This is a genomic window from Treponema sp. UBA3813 (assembly GCA_002368605.1).
GTDB lineage: Bacteria > Spirochaetota > Spirochaetia > Treponematales > Treponemataceae > Treponema_D.
Window position 1 is genome coordinate 23,202 of the sequence record DFEB01000033.1, and the last position, 23,716, is coordinate 46,917.

A 23,716-nucleotide genomic window follows, 5' to 3' on the forward strand; every position below is an offset into this window, starting at 1 on the left:
ATGGCAGACTTATTAACTGATGCAGAATTTGACATGTTCCGAAAGGTCATCTATGACGAAAGCGGAATTACTTTTTCGGCTACAAACCGATCGATTCTTGACAGCCGTTTAAAAGAAAAATTACGCGAAAAACAGTTGGATTCTATCGAAGAATATTATCGTCTCGTTATGTCAAACAAAGAAGAGATGAAGATTATGCTCGACTCTGTTACGACGAACCTTACCCGATTCTTCCGAAATCAGCCGCATTTTGATGCTCTTGTCAACTATGTTATTCCGCATGTCCTAGAGAACAAAAGAAAAACTGGTGATAATACGGTGAGAATTTGGAGTGCTGGGTGTTCAACCGGCGAAGAACCTTACACTATTGCCATGATTTTGGCAGATGTGCTTCCGGCTCCGTATAAATTTCAGATTACTGCTTCTGATATTTCCCTCAAATGTCTTATGACAGGGCAGGCTGGTTTTTATCCGGAGGCTCGCGTTACTGGTATTCCTCAAAAATACCTTGACCGTTTTTTCACCAAAAATGATCGTGGCTATCAGGTAAAGCCTGAACTTATGCAGACGATTAAATTCGACTATCATAACCTGCGTAACGATTCTGGTGCGCGAAATCTTGATGTCGTATTCTGTCGAAATGTTCTCATCTATTTTGATGAGCCTGCACAGAAGAATGTTATTGATCGTTTTTGGAATTCAATGGCACCAAATTCATATTTGTTCATCGGGCATTCAGAGAGTTTGTTCGGTATGGATACCAAATTTGAATTCTTAAAGACTGACTGGGCTTGTTTATATCAAAAGCAGGTCTAATCACTTTTTTTGCGATTATTTTTCTGGTCTGCAGGCTTTGTCTTGCAGACTGATTTTTTTATAGGGAGGATTTTTAATTATGGATGATATTTCTGTAGCTATTTGTGATGACTCAGCGCTTATGCGCAATCTGATTTCTCGTATTATTGATGAAACTGAAGGCTTGACTGTTGCAGGAAAGGCCATGAACGGTCAGTTTCTTGTTGAAAAGCTGGATTTGTTCAAGCCTGATGTGATTATCCTTGATATCGAAATGCCAGTCATGACTGGTGTTGAGTTCCTTCGCTGGCGCAAACAGAACAAAGTTGATGTTCCTGTAATTATTCTTTCCAGCATTGCTGAAAAGGGTGCTGCTGTTACGATTGAATGTCTTGAACTGGGAGCCGCTGATTTTATTACAAAACCGAATGGATCAATCTCTGCCGATATCAGTTCTGTTTCAGACCGACTTATTGAGCTTATTGCTTCTTACGGAGGCTCTTATGCCCGCCGTCACGGAAAGCAGGTGCGCTCAAGTGATTTCTTTGCGAATTTAGGTTCTGACCGTCTTGTTGAGCGCAAGCTTGCCTCAAAGATGGGGGCAGATAAGGCAAAAGAATTTCTTGCAAGTACGGCTGCAAAACCCGCATCATCGTTTGGAAGTTCCTTTGCCTCTTCAGAGCCAAAAGGTCCTGCAACGATTGAGCCTCTTCGTAAGCCTGGCAGAATCGAGGTCATCGCAATCGGTATTTCTACCGGTGGTCCGAACGCCCTCCGCGATGTCTTTAAGATGATAGACCCTCACTTAAAGCAGCCAGTTCTCGTCGTTCAGCACATGCCAGCCGGCTTCACGAAAGAATTTGCAAATTCTCTCAACAAAATCTGCGCCCTCAATGTAAAAGAGGCCGAGGATAACGAGCCTATCGAGAGCGGAAACATTTACATCGCTCCGGGCAACTATCATATCTATGTTGAGCAGACTCCTTTGGGCAAAAAAATGCTCCGTCTTTCTCAGGAGCCTCAGCGAAATGGCCATCGTCCTTCAGCAGATGTTCTCTTTGAGTCAGTTGCAAAAATCTACCAGAACCGGGCTCTTGGCGTAATCATGACGGGTATGGGCCGCGACGGTGCAGTTCAGCTGGCCGAAATGCGGAAGCAGGGTGCATGGACGCTTGGCCAGGATGAGGCTACGGCAATCGTTTACGGTATGCCAAAGGTCGCTTACGAGCTTGGCGGCGTTCAAAAGCAGGTTCCGCTAGAAAAAATGGCCGATGAAATTTCTAAACTGGCTAGGGAAAACTCATAACAAAAATTACATCCATGTAATTTTTGTTATCACGAGAAAATTCTGTTCACCTAAAGGCAAACAGAATTTTCTCTCTTTACTTTTACCCCGCATCCGTGCGGGGCTTTTTTTAAGTGTTTTTATCGGGCGTATTCAACGATTCGAGTTTCCCGAATCATCGTGAGCTTTATGCGGCCCGGATAACGGATATCCGTTTCGATTTGCTTTGCAATTTTTTGCGCAAGCTCTTTGACCTCGCCGTCTGCAATCTTTTCGTTGTTGACCAGAATGCGAAGTTCTCGGCCAGCCTGAATTGCGTAAGCCTTTTCGACCCCCTGGAACTTTTCGGCTGTTTCCTCAAGGTTTTCCAAGCGTTTGACATAGTTGTCAACCGTTTCCCGGCGTGCTCCCGGACGGGCTGCTGAAATTGCGTCTGCAATCTGAACGATGACCGCTTCAAGTGTCGTTGCCTCAACATCGTTGTGGTGAGCGGCAATGGCGTTGATGACTCGCGGGTCTTCGCCCATTTTACGGGCCATCTCAGCTCCGACTTCTGCGTGGTTCTGGTCGCTGTCGTTTTCGGCGCCCTTACCGATATCGTGTAGGAGGGCTGCTCGTTTTGCAAGCTCTTTGTTGGCTCCAACTTCTGCGGCAAGCAAAGAAGCGATTTCTGCGACTTCTTTTGAGTGAGTGAGGACATTCTGACCGTAGCTGGTTCGGAAGTAGAGACGACCGAGGGCGCGGACACCGTCCTGACTCATGTTGTGGATTCCCAAGTCGAAGAGAACTTTTTCGCCCTCTTCGTAAATCTTCTGCTGAATCTCACGGGTGACTTTCTGAACGATTTCTTCGATGCGGGCCGGATGGATTCGGCCATCAGTAACGAGGCGTTCAAGTGACTGTTTTGCAATTTCCTTGCGAACAGGGTCGAAACAAGAGATAACGACTGCCTCTGGCGTGTCATCGATGATGATATCGACACCGGTGAGGGTTTCGAGGGCGCGGATATTGCGGCCTTCGCGACCGATTATTCGGCCTTTCATCTCATCGCCTGGCAAAGAAACTGTTGTGACCGTTAAGTCGCCTGTTGTTTCGGTGGCGATTCTCTGAATCGTTGAAATAAGGATTTCCTGAGCCTTCTTTTCGGCTGAAAGCTGGGCATCCTGTTCGATTTTGTTAAGAAGTGCCTGAGCGTCATGGCGAGCGTCGTTTTCAAGATTCTTGATGATTAAATCTTTTGCTTCTTTTGCAGAGAGACCTGAAATTCGCTCCAACTCGGTGCGATACTGCTCTTCCTGTGCCTGAAGCTGCTCTTCGCGCTTTTTCATTGCATTGACTCTGTCGGCGAATTCAAGCTCTTTTTTGTCGAATTCTTCGGCTCTTTTGTCAATCAGCTCTTCTTTTTTGCTCACACGCGCTTCGTATTTCTGCACTTCGGCGCGTCGTTCCCGATCTTCCCGTTCCTGCTGTTTTCGTTCACGAATGATTTGATCTTTTGCTTCGAGCAAAATTTCTTTTTTCTGTGCTTCTGCTTCCTTTATTGCATCCTGTCTTAAGCGTTCAGCTTTTTGTTCTGACGCAGATAGTTGAAATCTGGCATAACACCATCGAATAATCCATCCAAGAACGATTCCTGCAACCGGGAGACCGATGAACAAAACTAAATTGTTCATATTCTGTTCTCCTAGTTTGCAAAAAAAAACTTTTTGCGAAATCAAGTTCTTCTATATTACAATATCATTTCTCTGTTGTCAAATTAAAAAACACTTCACAATTTAACTAAATTCTGTTTTAATTTAACCGATAGTTAAGTATGGCAAATTCTTATGAAAAACCGGATTTTTGGTCACGCAAGGCGTTCTCTGAGGGCTATCCCGCCCGTTCAGTCTACAAATTGCAGGAAATCGACGAAAAATTCGGCATGATTAAGAAGAATTACAAGGTGCTTGATTTGGGTGCGGCTCCCGGAAGCTGGACGACTTTTCTTCTCCGTCAAATGGAAGGCAGCGGTAAGGTCGTTTCCTGTGACTTGAATCCTCTTTCAAAGAGCGTAAAAGGCGATAATCTCGTCTTTATTCAAGGCGATTTGCAGGCGAAGGAGATTTTCGACAAAATCAAGTCAGAAGGTCCTTTTGACCTCGTTGTATGTGACGCGGCCCCGCTCACTACAGGAAACCGTGTCGTCGATACTGCCCGTTCTTCGGGATTGGTAAAAATGGCGATTTGGTATGCCCAGACGATGCTCAAAACAGGCGGTAATTTTGCCGTGAAGATTTTTCAGAACGGAGACCAGCAGGCACTTCTCAAGATGATGCGTGAGGTCTTCCAGAATGCCAAAGGATTTAAGCCTCAAGCATGTCGTTCTGAATCATTTGAAACATACTTGATTGGGGTGGGTAAAAAGTAATGAAAAAAGTTTTTGAATGCGTAAAAAATAAATTAAGCACAATGCCTGTAAAAAATGCCGTACAGTGCCTGTCAGTTACGGTCGGTGTTTGTGCCCTCGTTCTCACTGGAACTGTCGTTTTTGCAAACCGTGTTTCTGCGCTTGAAAATGCAGGTCAGGGCGGCTTTGAAAGTACGAAAGGCCCGGTAACCGAAGAAATTCTTGACGAAATGGCCGAAAATAGCAGCGGAGTTTCAGAAAATGTTACTTTTGAAGAATCATATAATCTTTCTTACTTTGCTTACCGCGTTCGTTCTGGAGATATGATTGGAAAAATTGCGGAAGCATTTGATATCAGCTCTGATACGATTATTTCTGTGAACAATATTAGAAATTCACGCCTGCTTCAGATTGGCGATTATCTTAAAATTCCTACAATGCCAGGAATCCTCTATACGACAAAAAAAGACGGTGAATCAATCGAATCTGTGGCAGAAAAATATAAAATCGATTCGAAAAAATGTTCTGTTGTGAATCATGTTGAGATTGACGCTGCTCTTGCGGCTGGAACTACTTTGTTTGTGCCTGACGCTGAGCTTGACTGGGTTACTAGACAGGAAATCAACGGTGATTTGTTCCGAAAACCAATACATGCCCGCTGGTATAAATCATCAAGTTTCGGCTGGCGGGCAAGCCCCTTTACAGGCGCTCGTTCTTATCATTCTGGTGTTGATATGGCCTGCCCCATGGGAACAAGTATTTATGCTGCTTTGCCCGGTAAGGTTACTGCGACGGGTTATAATTCTACATACGGAAATTATGTAATCGTTGCCCATCATTCTGGCTACAAAACTCTTTATGGTCACATGAGTGCAATTCTCTGTCATACCGGAAATTATGTCACTCAGGAAACAAGAATCGGAAAGGTCGGAAGCACGGGATTGAGCACAGGCCCTCATTTGCATTTCACTGTCTTCAAAAACGGAAAACAAGTCAATCCAGAAAATCTCTGGAACTAAATTAGTTATATCATGGGCTGCCTAAAAAAGTATTGTCATGCAGAACTTTATTAGCCAGCTCCTTTTCTTTTTAAACGGTCTGAAATTTGTCTATTTTTTTTATGAAAAAATCCATGTTTGTTCCGACAAAAAGTACGCAATAGGCGGTGACAAGCGTTCCAAAAATGATGTTGAAGAAAATGGCAAAACTTGTTCTGTCGATGCGGTTAAGGATGAGGCAAAATACTACTAAAAGAAGAATCATGATGATTCCCCAAATAATCCATTTCGTCATCGTTACAGGGCGTACCGGCATGTTTTCTAATGCGTCCTTAATGGGAGTCTGTTTGATTGGTTCACTGGCATATTTTTCGGCAAGGGAAAGATAATGCACCTGAGTCCTGCATTTTTTGCAAGAAAGTAAATGCAGTGTGAGTCTCAATGGAATTCTTTCATATTTATCGAGCGAAAAAAAAGTATCCATGTTTTTTTCACAAGTTTCGTTATTCATAATAGCCTCTTAATTTTTCTCGTAATATTTTTTTTGCCCTGAATATGTGTGATTTTATCGTGTTTACGGGCAAACCTGTGATTTCGCTGATTTCTGCATGGGAATTGTCATAGAAGAAATACAATTCTACGCAGAGCGCAAATTTTTCTGGCAAATCTTTGACTGCCTCGCGAACGGCAAGAACTGTCATTTTTCGGATTTGATTCTTTTCTGGTGTAAGATTCTGGTCTTCGATATTCTCCTCATCCGAAATCGGAAGATATTCCTTACGGCGATTTTTTGCGTTGACCGCCGTGTTGTAAGCAATGGAAGTAAGCCAGGTTGAGAAAGAAGACTCGCCCCTGAATTTGGAAAGGTTTGTGTACGCCTTTATGAACACTTCCTGCATAAAATCATCCGTGTCCGCCTCGTTTTTGAAAAAACTCATACCGAGGGCACGAACCCTTTTTTTGTAAAATGAAATAAGCTTAGAAAAAGCCTGAGAGTCTCCTGATACCGTTGCTTTGATAAGAGCGTTGTCGCGTTTTTTAATTATCAGAGCTTCGAGAGTCATTTGACTTCCAGTCGTACAATCTGTAGAACAAAAGTAAACAGATTCCGATTGTGAGGGGAATTAATCCTCCGAGCAAGGCCGGAGAAATACCGTCGAACAATGCAAAAAACACTGTCAGCATAAAGCCGATTCCTGTGAGAAGTAGGCCGCATAAAAGGGTTGCCGCCTTGTAATTGAAATTTGACTGTGTCTTTTCGCCGGATTTTATGCGCTGTTTTGTTTCGTGATGAAGCCAAAGAAGCGCAAAGAAAATAACGACTCCTCCGATACAAATTCCAACTATAGGAATGAGCGAGATGATTACCTGAGCTGCTGGCGAAATAATTTGTTCCATAAGAATAAAACTCCTTATCCTTTTAGACACTACTTTTTTTAAAAAGTTGCGCTAATCCAAAAAGAGATAATCATTGAAGTAGACGCTAGTGATTTTTCCGAGAACAAGTGTTTCATTCACTTGCTCTTTTAGTTCGGATTTGATTTTGCTTTCTCCAAGGTTAAGAAGCTCTTCTTTTGTCCGTGTTGCAAAGTATGTCGTGAGGAGATTTTTTATACTCAGGTGTTTTCGGTCAAGTTCTTCGTAAAAAGCCTGATCATTTCCATCGTATTCAAGCCATGGAACAAGGATAATTACGCTTTTTTTGCTTTTGTCATCTTCCCTTGTAAACACTCTGATTTGACCAATTTCATTGAAGGCGCTTTTTGATTTTCCCACAGATTCTGGCAAGGGATCTTCGTGTCGAAGCCCTTCACCTGGGTGGGCATTTTTCGTACAGAGAGCAATCGCAGACACAGCGATGATAAAAATGACTATGCCGCCGATTGCCAGAGACAGGATTTTGTTTATGTTCAGTCTGTTCATCTTAACATCTCCAAATTTTGCTTTTTACTTACCAGTCAGATCCGAATTTTTTCTTGAATCCGCCTTGTCCTTCCTTTTCTTCAGTTATGTTTTCGCTGAAAGGGGAGAGCAGAGCTGAAAGACGGGGATTTTTTTTGAGCTCACCGCCTTTGATTTTTATGTGAATGCCATCGTCCAGCCAGTTTTCTTCTGTAATAATGCCAGTTTTGCGCGCTTCGTTCAATAAAGCTTGTTTTTCCATGGGGATGACACAGTCAATCTCTTTTCCGAGCAGTTCATCGCAGATTCGTTGTGAAAGTTGCTGAAATCCTTCGTGAGTTTTTGCGCTTATCTTTACGGAATCGGGGAAAGTTGAAGACAGTTTTGCGAGTTGAGCCGGGTTTCCGGTGAGTTTGTCGATTTTGTTCAAAACTATGATTCTCGGCGTGTTTTCAGCGCCTATTTCCTCAAGGACTTTTACGACCGTATTGTATTGTTCTTCCGCCTTTTCATCACTTGCGTCAAGTACGAGAAGAATCAGGTTTGCCCTCTGTGCTTCTTCCAGAGTTGATTTGAATGCGTTTACGAGAGAGTGGGGCAGATTTGAGATGAAGCCTACCGTGTCCGTGAGAAGAATGTTCGCCGCAAAGCCTTTTTCATCCCCGCTGGTTTTTATGGAAGATTTGAGCTGTAATTTTCTCGTTGTTGGATCTAGGGTAGCGAAAAGCTTATCCTCAACAAAAACATCAGCGCCAGTGAGTGCGTTTAGCAGAGAAGATTTTCCCGCGTTCGTGTAGCCTGCCAAAGCGCATGTTGGGAGCGGAACCCTTTCCCGTCGCTTTCGCTGAGTTTGCCGGTCACGGACGACTTGCTCAAGTTCTTTTTTGAGTTGCTGGATTTTTTCACGGATTTTGCGGATGTCAAGCTCAAGTTGAGTCTCGCCGCTGCCTTTTGAACCGAAATTGCCGCCCCGCTGACGGGCCATGTCGCCGTAAGAATGAGCGAGACGCGGACGGGCGTATTCCAACTGGGCCAGCTGAACTTGAAGAACCGCTTCTTTTGTTTGAGCGCGCTGGGCAAAAATGCGGAGAATAACTTCCTGCCGGTCAATGACGGGAATCTTTGCGAGTTTTTCCCAGTTCCGCTGCTTTCTGGGAGATATTTCAAAGTCAAAGATTATGATGTCAGCTTCAAGTTCTTTTGAGAGAGCCGCAATTTCTTCGGCCTTGCCTTTTCCGAATCCATAGACCGGGTTTTGTTCCATGCGCAGGAGAATTACGCTTCTGGCGACCTCATAACCGAGAGTATCGACCAGACCTTTGAGTTCTGAAATATCCGCTTCAGGCGCGCCAACGAGGACTGCTTTGATTTTTCTTGTCTCTTCTTCTTCAAGATTTATTAAATCCATAGAAGAAAATATAGCATATAATCTTGCTTTTGTTTTGAAAATCGCCGAAAATATAAAGAAAAGTATATGACTTCTGGACAGAAAGTTGCTTTCAGTCTTTTGATTTCTGTGCTTGCTTTTTGCGCTTTTACGCTTGTCGCTTTTTCAGGGCTTTTTGACCTTCTTGAAGTGAATTTTTATCAGCCGATGGTGCAAGAAATCAAGCAGAAAAAACTTGAGGAAATCGGGGCGGCACAAACTGAATATTTCGAAACTCTCATGAAGCGCTTTGACGCATTTACGATGAATGCAGATGTAAAGACTTATATCGAATTGCGTCCGTCCGATAATTCAGTCAAAAAACGCGAGCTCTTGCGTTCTGAGCTTGTAACTTCAACTCCGGCTCTCACAGGGCTTCGTATCGTTGATGATAATGGCCGCAATGTTTATTTCAGCACTTTTACTTCGGATATTATCTCAGGCCGTTCTGGAATTACATATCGGAATTACGGTGGTGAAAACGAAATTAGCTACACCTCAGTCCGGGCTTTATCTCTTGTTGCTGAAAATTCTGAAGCGGTTAAAAAATGCCGCATTATTAAAGACGGCGACTCGAACCGCTTGATTTTCTCAATTCCATTCTATAACTCTCGCTCGGAATTCAAGGGCTCTGCTCTATTTTATTGTGACGCGGCGAATTTCAGTCAGTTTTTGTTTAACAGAAATTTAATCGATATAAATGGTTTTGCCGCTCTTCTCACAAGCGAGCGAAAAAACAATGGTGAATTCGATGGCTTTGGCGGATTTGTTTTTGGTCTTCCAAACTTCGGTCTTTCTTCTTTCCGTGAACAAATTCTTCAAAAATGGCAGCAAACTCCTGAGGAATCATTTTGGAAACTTGCGCCTCTTGCTAAGGAAGGGGGCACCGTCGAAAATCCCAAAACTCTATGCGCTTTCTCCTACCAGCAGGAGCGGCAGGATTTTGGATTCATAGCCTTGTTATATGATGAGGGGGATTTGAAATTCCCGACATACATAAGACTTCTTCTTCTTGCTACGGCATTTGTCACATTTTATCTGGCTGTTTTTCTAGTCTTGAGTTTCCGCCATGATGCAATCGTTGTTATCAAAGATAAGGTTCATCGTTATGAAAACGAATTTTTTATCGGATATAAAAAGCTTGGCACTGACAATCCCCAGTATCTTGCTGAACAAAAGCCTGTTCTTGAACGGCGTATTCTAAAAAATCTCGGTCGGAAAGGCGAAAAACATGCCTCTGAATTCAAATCAATTTTTGAAGGATATTGGCAGGAAATGATTGCCTCGTTTGGGGGGGCAGTGACTCCTAGCGTGGGTTATTTTTCATCTGTTCAAACCCCTGTAATCAATAAAGATGAGTTAAAAGCAATTGTCCGTTCTTCTCTTGAGGATATTCTCGAAAATGGGAAAATCCAGATAAATGCGGCATCAGTCGTTACGAATTCTGCTACGGTCGAAGTTCCTTCGTCTGTAACCGAAAATCAAGAAATAAACGCACATGAAGCCGAAGAAGAAATCCAAGAGGCAGAAGAAATAGAGGAAGCCGAAAGCCTTGATGAGGCAGAAACCGTCGATGAAATTGAAGAAATAGAAGATGTTCCAGTGGCAGAAAATCCAGAATCTGTTGAAGAAGTTGAAAGCGTAGAAGAAATCAATGAGGTTGAAGAGGTTCCGGAAGCAGAAAGTGCTGAATCTGAAGAATCTGCCGATGAAATTGAAGAAATAGAAGATGTTCCAGTAGCAGAAAATACAGAATCTGTTGAAGAAGTTGAAAGCGTAGAAGAAATCGATGAAGTCGAAGAGGTTCCCGAAGCAGAAGATGCTGAAGAGATAGAAGAAATTGAAGAGGCTGATCAGGTTGTAGAAGAAGCTGAAGAACTTGAAGATGTTGAAGAGGCAGAAGAAATCCAAGAAGCGGAAGAAATCGAAGAAGCCGAAACTGTAGACGATGCAGAAGACCTTGAAATCTTAGACGAGGTTGATGAAAGTGAATACCGTGCCGATGATTTAGCCCGAACTCTCGCTTCATTGCCAGAAAGAGCGCCTCGCTGGGATGATAATGATGAGGTTGAACTTGATGAAGACGGTTTGAGCCGTAGACTTTCAGCATCAGAGTTGCATGATATTCAAAAACTCAAGGATGTCGCAAAATCAATCGATGAGCTTGATAAGGGGCTTGAGGAATTGGAGCCTTTTGATTCAAGCCAGGCGGAGGCCTCTGAGCTTAAATCCGTTGGTGCAGACTATTATATCCCCCATTTGCTTGATAATAATATTTCTTCTGATGATGACATTTACAAAGATGAAGCCTTGCTTGAAAAAATCGAATTCGGCGTACCATCATCAGAAATCGTTGATGACAATACGAATGATTTTATTGCGGAGAATTTTACGGTTGTTCAGATGGATTTTTCCGAACTGGATGAAATTGACGCTGACGATAAAATGTATGAAGTCAAGCAGACTGAAGATATAAAGGAAAATGAGCATTTCTTTGAAAATCCTGTTCTTCAAAAGGAGGAAACTGCCGATAATAATAGCGAAGAGATTCTTCCTGAAACAGAAATTATTTCCGATGTTGAAGAAGAACTTCCCGAAATTAAGGAATCTCCCGAAATCGAAGAAGAACTCCCAGAAGCAGAGGAACTTGAGTCTCTGGAAGAACCGGAGGAAACAATGCCTTTTATGTTTACTAAAATTGGCTCTGTACCGACAGAAGTCTCAGAACTTTCATCAGATGTTCCCGATTCAATCGTTCAGGAAAGTGACGGAACTTTTCGTGTAACAGAACTTTCTCCTGAGATTACGGCTATTCCCCTTAATATGGAATTTAAAAAACTCGTTGATTCAATAATGCACTAAGGTCTCTAAATGGACAAAACGCTTCTTGTTTTGACGGCTTTATATCTTCTTTTTGCGATTCCGCTTTCTTTAATGGATTCCAAAAAATTCAGGATTTCGATACCGCTTCTGCTTTTTGCCTCGCTTTTTCTTCTTGTTTGTCGTTTTGTTTTTCTTTCTATGCCGCTTTTGTCAGGCGCAAAAAATCTTTTCTTTGCTTTGACTTCTTCTTTTTTGATTTATTTTTGCACTAGAGTTTTGAGTGGAGAAGGTCTTGGTTTCGGGGATGTTTTTTTTGGAATGTACTCAGCCCTATACACTGGATTTTATCTGAACATAATTTGTACGGTTTTTGCCGCATTGCTAGGCGTACTCTATTATTTATTGCTGGCTATTCTTCAGAAAATGAAAAAAAAGCAACTTGTGCACCGACCGATTTTTGCGATACCTTTTGTACCATTTATCACTGCCGGTTCGGTGCTTGGCGTCCTGCTTTTTTATGTTATTGCTTAGCCCTGTCCGCCGCCAACGAGAGCCTGCATAAGCTGAACGATTAAATAAATCTTTTTATAGACTTCAACGCTCAAATCTTTTATTGGAGTTTCTGCAAAGCGGTCAAGTTCTTTCCAGTTCGTGAGCATTTCTGGACGCGTTTTCTGATAGTCCTCAAGGAGCATTTTTGTGTTCTTGCCGAATACAATCAATTGTTTTGTCGCGCTGATGATGTATTCTTTGGCCAGCGTGTTATTGTCGCGAAGCGTTGTTTTTATGATGCTTGCGGCTTCTTTGTCGCGGTCTGCACGAGGAAGTAATGTCTTGAGTTTGATTCCGTATTCGCCTTCTTCTTCGGAGAGGTTTTTATCGAAAATAGTGATTTTTTCTGAATATTCGAGGAGCGCATTGTAAGCATCGCTCATTTCGGCTGATAGAGGTGTTGTCGTCCATTTTCCGCGGATGAGAACGAGGTCGGCGTAGGCTCGGATGTCGCGTTTTACATATTCAAGAAGGAAAGCCTTCAGGTAATTGAGAGGCCTTGTATACTCGAATCCGCCTAGATTTTTCTTTGTGAAATAAGAGCTTTGTTCGTCGGTGTAGTTTTGAAGAGAAGAAATGCTTGTTGTCCCGAAAATCTGCTTGAGCAGAGTATCAGTCTTTGAGTTTTTGAGGGCATTTTCGAGCTTGTTGATTGTTGTTTGAGCCTCAGTTTTTATTTTGTCGATGTAATCCTCGACGATTTGCTCATGTTTTTCTTCGTATTTTACTTCGTAGAGAGGATCTTTTGTTGTGAGCTGGATAATCATTTCGAAAACATGTGATGCCTTGAGCTGGGTGAGTCTTGAGACGATTTTTGACCACTGACCAGCCTTGATTGGTTCAGTTCCACCCCGCATGTTTTTGAGAAGTTGCATTAAATCAGTCCAATCTTCTCCTAAAGGAAGCGAGTAGAGAACTGAAAGAAAGTCTTTAAGGTCGTCACTAATGTAAGAAGCGTCAATTGCATTAAGTTTTGGTGCTTTTGAAAATTCATTCTCACGGATTGTCGAGTCGAATTTTTTGAGGATAAAGAAATAGTCGAATGTACAGAAAGCCTTGAATGCCAAAAGTTTTTGATAGAGATTGTCGATAAGCTGAATCTTTGACTGGTCGAATTCTCCTGAGAATGCAGTAATATCGGCCTTTACCTTTGACTTGATTTGAGCAAAGTCACCGGATTTTGCGCTTTCTTGGATTGCTTCTTCTGAAAGGGACTCTGCAAGCTGTTTTTGATTTTCTGAAAGCCCTGTGTTGATGACTGTGCTTTTGTAGTAGTTCGGGTTTTGCTGACTGTTAAACAAAGTCTGACAACTTGAAAGTGCCTTGTAGAGGTCGAAGAAGAATTTTCCCATTATGGGAAGAGCTTGATCCGAACTTGCCTTATAGAATTTAAAATGAGTTTTTGAAAGATTTTTAGCGATATTTTTTAATTGCTTTTTTTTTGCGGCATCGGCGTCTCTTCCGCCAACAAGTGAGCCTAGTAGTTTCTGAAAAATTGATTCTTTTGCCATAGTTTAAATATGATGAATTCTTATTATAAAGTCAAATACTTCATGACAAATATATGTTTTTTTGCTATCCTAAATATCCATGGGAGGATTTCATGAAAAAATTGTTTGCTGCATTATTCGCGCTTTCTGTTTTGTGTGCGAATGTTTTTGCATATGACCCGCCGGCAGGAGGTCAAAACGTGCTTAGGTTGACCAGCCCGGAACTTATTACCAGCGCAAATTCTTCTGCAGGTGGTGGAATTTTTGGTGTTACGCCAGACTCCATCATAAATAACCCGGCTCTTACTGCATGGGAGCAAAGAATTACTCTTGATGCGGCTGGAACTCTGCTCCTTAGCACAAACAGTGATGACAACCGTAAACTGGGATTTGCCGTTGAAGGTGGTTTGCTTATTCCGTCTCGATGGTGTGTCATGTCAACGCTTTTTCAGGGAATTTGGTCAGAGTATGTGGATATGCCGGTTGGCAACAGCGTAAATGCTTCGCTTGCTTTTTCAAAAGATGTAACGGATCAGGTTTCAGTAGGTATCAGTGGCAATTTTGGTTTTGTATACGGTGACAGTGATTCTGTTGGTTCTGACTGGACGGCGAGTGGTGCAGTCGGTGCCTTTTACAATTTCGGTGATTTGTTCTTTATGCGTAACCTCCGCTTCGGAGCGGCGATGAGCAACATCGGTAAAATGTATTCAAAAACAAAAGTATTCGGAATTAAATCCGTAAAGGACTACAATGACGGAAAGCCGGTCAAAGAATCAGAGAGTTGGCCTGGATTGTGTACTGTTCGCACTGGCGTTGCGGCAAGTTTTGTCAAAACCAGTGATTTTGAGCTTGGAGCTTCCATTGATTTTGCCTATCCGTCCTTTCAGAATGTCGTAGTCGATACAGGTCTTCAAATTCAAATCAAAGATTTCCTCAAAATCTCATCTTCATGGGAATTTGATGTTATGGAATTCACAAACGGTGCAAAGAACATAATGCCGTCAATTGGTGCCAGTTTCAAATTCCGCTTTAAGTCAAAAGAAGGCTCTTACCTTGCGCGAAAGGGATGGGCTGAGAGCGATATGACTGTTTCGACCGCATATAAACTTATGTATAAGAATATTCACGCTCTGAGTGCTGGTGCTGTAATGAATCTCGGACTTGAGGATACGAAAGCGCCTGAAGTTATCTTGTGGGGAGAAGAATAAAATGAAAAAAACATTGCTTGCATTTACGACCGCACTCCTTGTTGCAGGTCTTGCCTATTCAGAAAAAAGCCCTGTGTACATTTCTCCGAACAATGATGGTAAAAAAGATTTTCTTGAGGTTCCTTTTAAAATCAAAGAAAATCGCTATGTAAAGGACTGGTCCTTTGTTATAGAAGACTCAAAAGGAAATGTAATCCGAACAATCGGCAATAAAGAGAGACGAGAGTCAAAAATTACTTTCAAAACATTCTGGAAGGCACTTTTTACTCCAAAATCAGGTGTTTCTATACCTTCGAGTGTCGTATGGAACGGTATTATGGATTCTGGAGAAGTTGCTCCTGATGGGACTTACTACTACTACGCGACGGCCACAGATGACAATGGTAATTCTGCTTCAACAGAAAAATTCGTCGTCATTGTTGACAATACACCTCCAGAGGTTGATTTGGCTCAGCCGTCTTCAAACGAAAAAATCTTCGGCGAAGGCTCTAAGCCAGTTCTTTCAGTAAGGCAGAAGGGTTCTGAGGAGGATTCATGGATTGGTGTTTTCTCTGACGCAACTGGAAAGGCTGTCCGCACTTACAAGTGGACTTCAAGTGAGCCATTGAATTTTGAGTGGAATGGCTCTGATGATAACGGGGCTCCTCTTCCTGACGGCGTTTATACATACAAAGTTGCGGCAACGGATCGAGCGGGCAACGACTCTGCTCCAGCAACAATCACGAATATCATTTATTCTGCTGACAAGCCTGCAACGAACATTTCAATCATCGGAAGCAAGTATTTTTCTCCTAACGGAAACGGCGTAAACGATACGATTTCATTCTTCGTGAAAATTCCTGTTCCAGACGCAAAATCTGTAAACAAACTGGTTGAATGGTCTGTCAAAGTTGTCGATGCGAAAGGAAACACTGTAAAAACTTACAGTGGCACAGAGAATCCTCCGAGCAAAGTAGAATTTAACGGAAAGACTGATTCTGGCTCAGACGCTCCTGAAGGCTTGTATCAGGCTGTCGTTTCTGCAAAATATTCAAACGGCTTCGTTCCTGATCTCGTAAAATCACCGGAGTTTACTTTGGATAAAACAGCTCCGTTGGCAAAAATCAAGCAGTCAAGCACGACTTTCTCTCCTGATGGTGATGGAAATCTTGATACTATGATTATTACTCAGGATGTGGCTTCTGATTCCCTTTCGCCTGTTGAGGACTGGCTTGGACGCATAGTTGACTCAAACGGAAAAACTGTTCGTGAATTCGATTTTGGCTCATTCCCGCCAGAAAAAGTGGTTTGGGATGGTCTTGATGATTCTGGTTCCCTTGTTTCAGACGGAAAATATAAATACATTCTCTCTGCGACGGATTTGGCTGGAAACTCTTCTGAAACATCAATCAATGAAATTGCCCTTGATACAAGCAAGACTGAGCTTCTGCTGGCAGTTGCGCCGTCAGCCTTTAATCCTGCTTCAGCAGACAAGTCAAAGGCTTCTGTCAAACTTTCGCCAGTCGTAAAAGCTGGCAGCGCGATCAGTTCGTATAATGTCGAAATCAAAAATGCAAAGGGTGAGACTGTCTGGACTCAAAGCGGCTCTTCTCTGCCGTCTTCGATTTCATGGAATGGACTTGCTTCAAGTGGAGCCCGTTGTGATGATGGAAAATATGTCGCAAGCCTTTCGACTAAATCAACAAACGGAAGTGAGGCAAAAACCTCAAGCCAGTCTTTCGTTCTTGATACGATCGCGCCTTCGATTTCTCTTGCAAGTCCCTATACATTATTCTCTCCTGACGGAGACGGCAAAAAAGATACCTTGCCTATTAATGCAGAGTCTTCTGCAGAAGATAAATGGAATGCTTCTATCTACGACAGTAAGAATCAGCTTGTCCGCTCTTATACATGGCAGGGTAAGGTTCCTTCACAAATCGAATGGAATGGTACTGATAATTCTGGAAATAAAGTTGCTGATGGAGTGTATCGAATGGTCTTTGTTTCGGAAGATGCGGCCGGCAATAAAGGAAGTGCAGAAATTGCAAGCATCCGTGTCGATAATCGCGAGACCAAGGCTTATATCACGGCGGAACTTGATGCATTTAGTCCGAATGCCGATGGATTCCTTGAAACTCAGAAACTTTCGCTCCGTCCTTCTCTAAAAGAGGGCGTTGAGTCATGGGCTGTTTCAGTCGTAACTCCAGAAGGAAAAACCGTTAAATCATGGAGCGATAAAGATCAGAAAGACATGCCTGCTGAAATCACTTGGAACGGTCTTGATTCAGAAGGAAATGTTGCAGAAGGCGCATTCATTGCAAATCTCAAGATGGTTTACGCTAAGGGTAACGAAGTTGATGTCAATTCTTCACTCTTCATCTGTTCTGTTACTCCTCCGCAACTCACTGTTAAAACAGCTCCTCAGTATTTCTCGCCAGATAACGATGGAGAGAATGATGATTTGTATATCCAGCTTAAAGGCAGTGATATTGTGCCTCTTAAAAACTGGTCATTTGTCATCAAAGATCCCAATGGAAAACCTTTCTGGTCAACGAGTGGAAAATCTTCTATTACAGAGCGTATCGTTTGGGACGGTCGAGGCAATAACGGTGAGCTTGTTCAGTCTGCTACGGACTACCCCTATACCTTTACCGTTACTGACACTCTCGGCATGACAAGCACTGTTGAGGGCAAAATCGAAGTCGATATCCTTGTTATCCGTGTCGGTGATGTGCTCAAAATGGCAGTTCCTTCTATTATTTTCCGTCAGGATGCATCTGATTTTGGTATCCAAGTCCTTGACGCAAATGGAAAGGTCACAAAGCCTGGAATTACTCAGGCTCAAGCTGCAAACAACGAGCGAATTCTCAAGCGAATCGCACAGATTCTCAACAAGTTCAAAAACTACACTGTCACTGTTGAAGGACACGCAAATTCTGTCACAGGACTTGAAGAAGAGGAAACAACGAACAAGTATGGTCTTGCTCTTGAGCCTCTCTCAAAAGACCGTGCTGAATTCGTCAAAGAAAAACTCAAGAGTTACGGCGTTGCAGGCGACAGACTTTCTGCGCTTGGTCGCGGTGGACGACAGCCAGTTGCTGCCAGAGGGGACAAAGACAACGCATGGAAGAACCGACGAGTTGAATTTATCCTCAATAAGTAGTTCTGAAATAACTTTGGAATTATCCGAGAAACTGATTTCGCTGGCTCAAAAGTATGAGTCAGCGGATTTTCTTCAAAAAGATCCGTCTCAGTTCATGCACCGTTACAAAGACGAACGCACGGCTGAGACTGTTGCTTTTATCGCGGCAAACCTTGCCTTTGGTCGCCGCGAGCAAATCCTCTCTCATGTAGAATCAATTTTGGCGGCGGCTGGCTCTTCTCCAGTCGACTGGATTCTCTCTCAAAAATACAAAAATCTTTTCCCGGAAAACAATATTTCTTTCTATCGAATGTACACTAACACCGACATGCGCATTTTTTTTGACACTTTGCGCGCTATCCTTGAAGAGAACGAAAGTCTGGGAGCATTTTTTAAGAAAAAGTGGCAAAAAGCAGTGGAAGAGCAGGGGGCTGGGCATGAAAAAGAGGGCAGAATCTATCTTCATCAGGTGATTGCCTCTGCTTTCCCCTGTGATTGCGCCCTTTTGCCCCATTCAAAGGATTCTGCCGCCAAAAAAGTGAACATGCTCTTGCGCTGGCTTGTGAGGGATTCTTCTCCGGTGGATTTGGGCTTGTGGACTTGGTTTTCAAAGAAAGACCTTCTCATGCCCCTGGACACTCATGTCATGCAGCAGTCAAATGAGCTGGGCTTGATTTCTTCAAAAAGCGCGAATCTCCGCACAGCCCTTGAACTTACAAAAAAAGTCGCCGAAATATTTCCCGGCGACCCCGTTAAGGCAGATTTTGCTCTTTTTGGAATGGGAGTGGATTCTTCCATTCAACAGTCTGCATTATAAACTAAACATTGAATTCAATGGTGCTTCCTGCCGCGGCTTTTTCTGAATAGACAGAAGAGCGCCCCCGGTAAGGATTCATAAGATTCATGTTTCCAAGCTGATTTTTGATTTTTCCCATCTGGCTCTGAAGAAGATTTTTATTTCTTTCATTCTGAGCAAGAACCTGCTTCTGCAAGTTAGCCAAATCAAGCTGGAGCTGTTCAACGGTCGCATTGTCCGCCACCGGAACACCTGGAACAATTGCCTTGTACATACTTTGCATCGGAATGATTACTTTCTGCAGGCTTGCGAGATTTTTCACAATCTGATTTTCAAGTTCTGCATGAGCTACGATTGAATCACCGTCCTCAATTTCAATTTTTCCTTCCTGACTTTCGAGAACAAGAAGATATTCCTGAAATTTATTTCTCTGTTGTTCAAGCAGTTTTCTGAATCGTTTAAGGATAGCGACTCGTTCGTCCAATTCTTCTTTTGAAAGTTCTGCCATTTTTCTCTCCTTGCCTTAGCCTGTAATATTGAGGGTTCGCTGTGCTTGCGGAACAGAATCCGCCGCCGTGTTTGCAGCAGCGGCTTCCCATGCTGAGCCCAGATCTTTAATCATATTAAGAATCAGGCTGAGTTTTTCTTTGTCCTGCTTAATGCTGACATCCATGAGCTCTTTGTTAAAGTACACATAAAGCGACATGAGATGCTGGGCAATTTGACCGCCCTTGTCCATGTCCAAAGAGACCTGCAATTCATTGATGATTTCCTGAGCCTTCATGATGTGTTTTCCGAAATTTTCTACAGATGAGGCTGGAATTTTGTTGTCTGTGGCAAAACAAGTGAGTGCGGAGCTTAATTCCCGTTCTGCCCCCTGATAGAGCATGACGACGAGTTTTCCCTGACTTGCTGTTTTGACCGCCGTAGTCTGATAGGCTGCGTAAGGATTTCCAAATGCCATGTTTTCCCTCCCGAAAACAGATATTCTTTATTATTTTCGGAACTTAAAATCATGACTTTAGATTTTTCTCTTCACTAAATGCAAAATTTTCTCTATATTTATGGGATAGAATTTATTTATGTTGAGAAAGATAATGGCAGAAGACAAAGAAAACAAAAAGAAAGACGAAAAAAATAATTTCGATAAAGATCCATATAATTTTTTTAAACTTGACGGTGGCTCTGACGATGATGATTCAAACGGAAAAAAGCCTTTTAAATTTCCGTTTTTCACGCTCATGTTCGCGATTGTCTTTACACTTGCTTTCGTGCACATGTTTCTTATGCGTCGTCCAGCGGAAGAACCGATTGATTTCTCAGAGTTTATACAGCTTGTAAAAGACGATAAAATCGTAAGGGTTGAATTCAGAAATGATTATTTTATCGGCTACAGCAAAGAAACTCTTCCCAGTTCAGAATTGAATTCAGCTGACGCAATGCGCAGAATGAGTCGCAGACTTGCTGTCTCCGATGACACTTTCTCCAATCATAAGCAATATCGCACAATTGGATATCTGTTTTTGTCTGAAGAACTCCTAAAACTTCTTGAAGAAAAAAACATTCCTTATAAATTTGTTCGGCAGGAACCTAGTATTTTCATGCAGTTGCTTCCTAATATTATTTTAATGGTAATCATTTTGGGCGTTTATTTCTTCATGTTCCGAAAGATGACTGGTGGAATTGGCGGAGTCGGTTCAATTTTTGGTGGTGGAAGCAAAAGCAAGGCTGTTGACGAAGGCAAGGTAAAGACCCGCTTTGATGATGTGGCAGGCGTTGACGAGGCTAAAGACGAGCTTGTAGAGGTCGTGGATTTTCTCAAGTCTCCAAAAAAATACACTGACATAGGCGGTAAGATTCCTAAAGGCGTTCTTCTTGTCGGCCCGCCGGGAACAGGTAAAACACTTCTTGCTCGTGCAGTAGCTGGCGAGGCCGGTGTTCCTTTCTTCCGAATTTCTGGTTCTGATTTTGTGGAGATGTTCGTGGGTGTTGGCGCAAGCCGCGTTCGTGATTTGTTCAAGCAGGCCCGCGAAAAGGCTCCCTGTATCATTTTTATTGATGAGATTGACGCAATCGGTAAGAGCCGAATGAACGGATTTTCAAGCAACGATGAGCGGGAACAGACATTAAACCAGCTTTTGGTTGAGATGGACGGCTTTGACAACGAAAAGGGTCTCATTATCCTTGCGGCGACAAACCGGGCTGATGTCCTTGATCCGGCTCTCCTTCGCCCCGGTCGCTTTGACCGTCAGGTTCCTGTTGAGCGTCCTGATGTAAAAGGCCGTGAGGCAATTCTTAAAATTCATGCAAAGAATGTCAAACTTGATGACACCGTAGATTTTGAATCTCTTGCCCACGGAACCGTTGGTTTTGCCGGCGCAGATTTGGCCAATGTTGTCAATGAGGCAGCTCTCCTCGCCGTACGAAACGGTCACGACAAAGTTTCAATGACTGATTTTAATGAGGCTATCGATAAGGTGAGCATTGGTCTTAAAAAGAAGAGCCGCAAAGACAACGAAAAAGAAATGCGTCTCGTGGCAGTTCATGAAACAGGGCACGCTCTCGTGGCGGCATTCACTCCGGGACACACGCCTGTCAACAAAATTACGGTCGTTCCCCGCTCTCATGGCGTCGGTGGCTTCACCCAGTTCCGTGAAGAAAAAGAAGAAAAGCATTTTATGACTCGTAGCGATATGATTAACGATGTCGATTCTTCCCTTGGCGGTCGTGCGGCAGAAGAAATCATGCTGGGCGATATTTCTACCGGGGCTTCAAATGACATCGCTCAGGCTACTGACATTATCAAGCGCATGATTACAGACTACGGTATGAGCGACAAATTCAAGAATATGACTTTGGGAAAAGGTGTTCTTGGAAATCGTGGTGGCGAGCCAAATCTTGTCCGTGAATTCAGCGAAGAGACTCAGAATTTCATCGACGAAGAAATAGCCCGAATCATGGATGAGCGTTACAATCATGTTTTGGACTTGCTCCGCTCAAAAAAAGATTTGCTCGAATATATCTCAAATCGCCTTATCGAAATCGAAACCATGGATTCAAAAGAATTCAACGAAATCATCAAGGCACATGAGCATTGCGAGGAAGTGGCAGGCACCCTGTCTCAAACAGAATCAGAAGGAACAAACGAATGAAAAAAATAATTTCAGTATGCGTGCTTTTAGCAACGTTGACAATTGCTATGTTTTCTCAGGGAATACTCACTGCATCGGCTTTTTTCAAGTCAGTTTCTGAAAATTATTCCACGATAAAAGATTATGAAGCTGATGTTGATATAAAAGCTGGTCGTTCTGCAATGAAAGGTCATGTCTCCTACAAAAATCCTAATTTGCTCCGAATTGATTTTTCTGACCCAAAAGATCAGGTCGTTTGTTTCAACGGGAATTTGCTTACAATATATCTTCCTGACCAGCAGGTCATTTTGAATCAATCCGTTGACAATTCTTCTGGAGGCAATGGCGCAAACCTTGCCACAGCACAGGGGCTGACGCTTCTTTCCCGCTATTATTCTCCTGCATACGAAACTGGCCCGGAACCTGTTTTGCTTGATGACGACAGTGAGGAAATGGTAGTGAATCTTATTCTCCGCCGCAGAAATACCAGCGAAGCCTTTACGACGATACGATTATCAGTAGCTTCCTCATCAATGCTTATTCGCCGTATCATAGCGACTACGCCACAGGGAGAAGAATTTACCTTTGATTTTAAAAATTATCAGCTGAATACAGGAATTTCTGATCAGCGTTTTATCTATGATGCCCCAACATCGGCAAATAATTACAACAATTTCCTGTTCTCGGAGTAAGTAAAAATGGAAAGCTATGGTGAAATTTTAAGAAAAGCCCGTGAAGAAAAAGCGGTCGATTTGGAAATTATCGCACGAGAGACTTCTATTACACAGGAATATCTTGAGGCTCTTGAAAAAGAAGATGTCTCTGCTTTTCCTGGTGAGCCGTATCTTGTCGGATTCTTGAAAAATTATGCAGAGTATCTTGAAGTTGATGTGAATCGTGTCATTACTTTATACCATGCAAAAAAAATTCAAGAAGCTCCACCGCCATTAGCCCTGACTGCTCGTGAGCGCCCTCGGTTTTTAATTCCTTTAATCGCAACTCTTTGTATTATTTTGCTTGTCGGCTTGATAATAACTTTTTCTTTTATTTTGAAGAATAAATTAGCTGAGAGGGCAGAAGAAGCGGCTCTTGCTCGTGGTACAGAGTTCAAAAAATATGAATTGACAGAAAAGCCTTTCTCTGGTCGTCTTTACAAAAGTGACCAGCTCGTTATGGGAAGTGAAAAAGGCAATATTTTCCTTACTGTAGCTGAGACCGAGGGAATCTTTGGACTGGAAACTCCCACTGGTATTCAATATGTGGAGCTTTCTGAGGAACTTGAGCTTGATGTAGATGGAAATTCAATTCCTGAGCTTATAGTCTATGTTTCTGATGTATCTCAGAAAAATGTAGATCGCGGAGCAGAAGTCAAAATCATGCTTAAAAATGCTTCAAGTGTTGCTATTGCTTCTCCTGATGAAAATCAGATTCCAAACGCAGAGGATTTGCCGAAAGAACAGTCCCGAACAGAGATTTTCTCTGATACAAGGGCTTATCCATTCACGATAAATGCTTCATTCCGTGGAGGATGTCTTTTCCGTTACCGCCCAGATCGTAAGGAAACTGTTGAAGATTATTTTGCCAGCGGCGATATTTTGAGTATGACGGCAAGCAATGGTATTAGAATGTGGATTTCTAACGGAAACGCTGTAAAATTGCAGGTCGTCGCTAATAGCAAGACCTATGATTTGGCAGTTCCTCGTGCGGGTGAAGTTATCGCTCAGGATATCAAGTGGATTAAAGATACGGACGGCCGTTACAAAGTCGTTATCGTTGATATCGACTAATTGGATTTAAAAAGAA

Annotated in this window: 21 protein-coding genes; 12 read left to right on the forward strand and 9 right to left on the reverse strand. The window is 42.7% G+C overall.

From position 1 onward, the window contains the following. Together B2089_RS05705 and B2089_RS05710 are read left to right on the forward strand one after the other, a co-directional pair. On the forward strand, nucleotides 1–816 hold the full coding sequence (locus B2089_RS05705) for a CheR family methyltransferase (protein WP_296322932.1): 816 nt from the start codon (nucleotides 1–3) through the stop codon (nucleotides 814–816). Nucleotides 817–895: 79 nt separating this feature from the next. After that, a complete protein-coding gene (locus tag B2089_RS05710; protein WP_296322928.1) occupies nucleotides 896–2,101 on the forward strand; it encodes a protein-glutamate methylesterase/protein-glutamine glutaminase in 1,206 nt (401 codons plus the stop codon). A gap of 119 nt (nucleotides 2,102–2,220) precedes the next feature. On the opposite strand, the gene rny is transcribed toward B2089_RS05710, so the two are convergent. Further along, nucleotides 2,221–3,753 carry a ribonuclease Y gene (gene rny / locus B2089_RS05715; protein WP_296686323.1) on the reverse strand — a complete coding sequence of 511 codons (1,533 nt, stop codon included), beginning with the start codon at nucleotides 3,751–3,753 and terminating at the stop codon, nucleotides 2,221–2,223. Between the two features lie 140 nt (nucleotides 3,754–3,893). Between rny and B2089_RS05720 the strand changes: the two genes are divergently transcribed. Next, the gene (locus B2089_RS05720; protein WP_296325317.1) at nucleotides 3,894–4,487 is read left to right on the forward strand and encodes an RlmE family RNA methyltransferase; all 594 of its coding nucleotides are present in this window, start codon (nucleotides 3,894–3,896) and stop codon (nucleotides 4,485–4,487) included. Further along, a complete protein-coding gene (locus tag B2089_RS05725) occupies nucleotides 4,487–5,485 on the forward strand; it encodes a M23 family metallopeptidase (protein ID WP_296325320.1) in 999 nt (332 codons plus the stop codon). Before B2089_RS05720 ends, B2089_RS05725 begins: the two co-directional genes overlap by 1 nt. Nucleotides 5,486–5,555: 70 nt before the next feature. Here B2089_RS05725 and B2089_RS05730 read toward each other — a convergent pair whose 3' ends face one another. The 5 genes from B2089_RS05730 to hflX are packed head-to-tail and all read right to left on the reverse strand — an operon-like array spanning nucleotide 5,556 to nucleotide 8,774. Further along, the gene (locus B2089_RS05730; RefSeq protein WP_296325322.1) at nucleotides 5,556–5,975 is read right to left on the reverse strand and encodes a hypothetical protein; all 420 of its coding nucleotides are present in this window, start codon (nucleotides 5,973–5,975) and stop codon (nucleotides 5,556–5,558) included. Beyond that, nucleotides 5,968–6,528, reverse strand: coding sequence for an RNA polymerase sigma factor (locus B2089_RS05735; protein WP_296325325.1), 561 nt, complete (start codon nucleotides 6,526–6,528; stop codon nucleotides 5,968–5,970). The genes B2089_RS05730 and B2089_RS05735 overlap by 8 nt, the downstream gene beginning before the upstream one ends. Continuing rightward, nucleotides 6,503–6,862 (reverse strand): hypothetical protein, encoded by a 360-nt coding sequence (locus B2089_RS05740; protein ID WP_296325328.1) that lies wholly within the window; start codon nucleotides 6,860–6,862, stop codon nucleotides 6,503–6,505. The genes B2089_RS05735 and B2089_RS05740 overlap by 26 nt, the downstream gene beginning before the upstream one ends. 51 nt (nucleotides 6,863–6,913) lie before the next feature. Continuing rightward, a complete protein-coding gene (locus tag B2089_RS05745) occupies nucleotides 6,914–7,387 on the reverse strand; it encodes a flagellar basal body-associated FliL family protein (RefSeq protein ID WP_296325331.1) in 474 nt (157 codons plus the stop codon). A gap of 28 nt (nucleotides 7,388–7,415) precedes the next feature. Continuing rightward, nucleotides 7,416–8,774 (reverse strand): GTPase HflX, encoded by a 1,359-nt coding sequence (hflX, locus tag B2089_RS05750; RefSeq protein ID WP_296325334.1) that lies wholly within the window; start codon nucleotides 8,772–8,774, stop codon nucleotides 7,416–7,418. A 66-nt stretch (nucleotides 8,775–8,840) separates the two neighbouring features. Here hflX and B2089_RS05755 point away from each other — a divergent pair, with 66 nt between their 5' ends. Beyond that, on the forward strand, nucleotides 8,841–11,654 hold the full coding sequence (locus tag B2089_RS05755; protein ID WP_296325337.1) for a hypothetical protein: 2,814 nt from the start codon (nucleotides 8,841–8,843) through the stop codon (nucleotides 11,652–11,654). Nucleotides 11,655–11,663: 9 nt separating this feature from the next. Further along, nucleotides 11,664–12,146, forward strand: a complete 483-nt coding sequence (locus B2089_RS05760; protein WP_296325341.1) for a hypothetical protein — start codon at nucleotides 11,664–11,666, stop codon at nucleotides 12,144–12,146. Here B2089_RS05760 and B2089_RS05765 read toward each other — a convergent pair. Then, complete coding sequence (locus B2089_RS05765; RefSeq protein WP_296325346.1) at nucleotides 12,143–13,678, reverse strand: DUF5312 family protein; 1,536 nt, start codon at nucleotides 13,676–13,678, stop codon at nucleotides 12,143–12,145. The genes B2089_RS05760 and B2089_RS05765 overlap by 4 nt on opposite strands. Nucleotides 13,679–13,770: 92 nt before the next feature. On the opposite strand from B2089_RS05765, the gene B2089_RS05770 reads away from it, so the two are divergent. The 3 genes from B2089_RS05770 to B2089_RS05780 are packed head-to-tail and all read left to right on the forward strand — an operon-like array spanning nucleotide 13,771 to nucleotide 18,803. Continuing rightward, complete coding sequence (locus B2089_RS05770; RefSeq protein WP_296325349.1) at nucleotides 13,771–14,865, forward strand: hypothetical protein; 1,095 nt, start codon at nucleotides 13,771–13,773, stop codon at nucleotides 14,863–14,865. A gap of 1 nt (nucleotide 14,866) precedes the next feature. After that, nucleotides 14,867–18,007 (forward strand): FlgD immunoglobulin-like domain containing protein, encoded by a 3,141-nt coding sequence (locus B2089_RS05775; protein ID WP_296325354.1) that lies wholly within the window; start codon nucleotides 14,867–14,869, stop codon nucleotides 18,005–18,007. Nucleotides 18,008–18,020: 13 nt separating this feature from the next. After that, the gene (locus tag B2089_RS05780; protein ID WP_296325356.1) at nucleotides 18,021–18,803 is read left to right on the forward strand and encodes a TIGR02757 family protein; all 783 of its coding nucleotides are present in this window, start codon (nucleotides 18,021–18,023) and stop codon (nucleotides 18,801–18,803) included. A gap of 1 nt (nucleotide 18,804) precedes the next feature. On the opposite strand, the gene B2089_RS05785 is transcribed toward B2089_RS05780, so the two are convergent. Continuing rightward, the gene (locus tag B2089_RS05785; protein ID WP_296325357.1) at nucleotides 18,805–19,290 is read right to left on the reverse strand and encodes a flagellar biosynthesis protein FlgN; all 486 of its coding nucleotides are present in this window, start codon (nucleotides 19,288–19,290) and stop codon (nucleotides 18,805–18,807) included. 15 nt (nucleotides 19,291–19,305) lie between these two features. Continuing rightward, entirely contained in the window at nucleotides 19,306–19,746 is a 441-nt protein-coding gene (fliS, locus tag B2089_RS05790) for a flagellar export chaperone FliS (protein WP_296325360.1), read from the reverse strand. A gap of 118 nt (nucleotides 19,747–19,864) precedes the next feature. Here fliS and ftsH point away from each other — a divergent pair, with 118 nt between their 5' ends. From ftsH to B2089_RS05805, 3 genes are read left to right on the forward strand one after another with little or no spacing between them, the layout of a single operon-like run. Then, complete coding sequence (ftsH, locus tag B2089_RS05795) at nucleotides 19,865–21,934, forward strand: ATP-dependent zinc metalloprotease FtsH (RefSeq protein ID WP_296325363.1); 2,070 nt, start codon at nucleotides 19,865–19,867, stop codon at nucleotides 21,932–21,934. Continuing rightward, nucleotides 21,931–22,605 carry a LolA family protein gene (locus B2089_RS05800; RefSeq protein WP_296325366.1) on the forward strand — a complete coding sequence of 225 codons (675 nt, stop codon included), beginning with the start codon at nucleotides 21,931–21,933 and terminating at the stop codon, nucleotides 22,603–22,605. Before ftsH ends, B2089_RS05800 begins: the two co-directional genes overlap by 4 nt. A gap of 6 nt (nucleotides 22,606–22,611) precedes the next feature. Then, nucleotides 22,612–23,700, forward strand: a complete 1,089-nt coding sequence (locus tag B2089_RS05805; protein WP_296325370.1) for a helix-turn-helix domain-containing protein — start codon at nucleotides 22,612–22,614, stop codon at nucleotides 23,698–23,700. Nucleotides 23,701–23,716 lie beyond the last annotated feature (16 nt).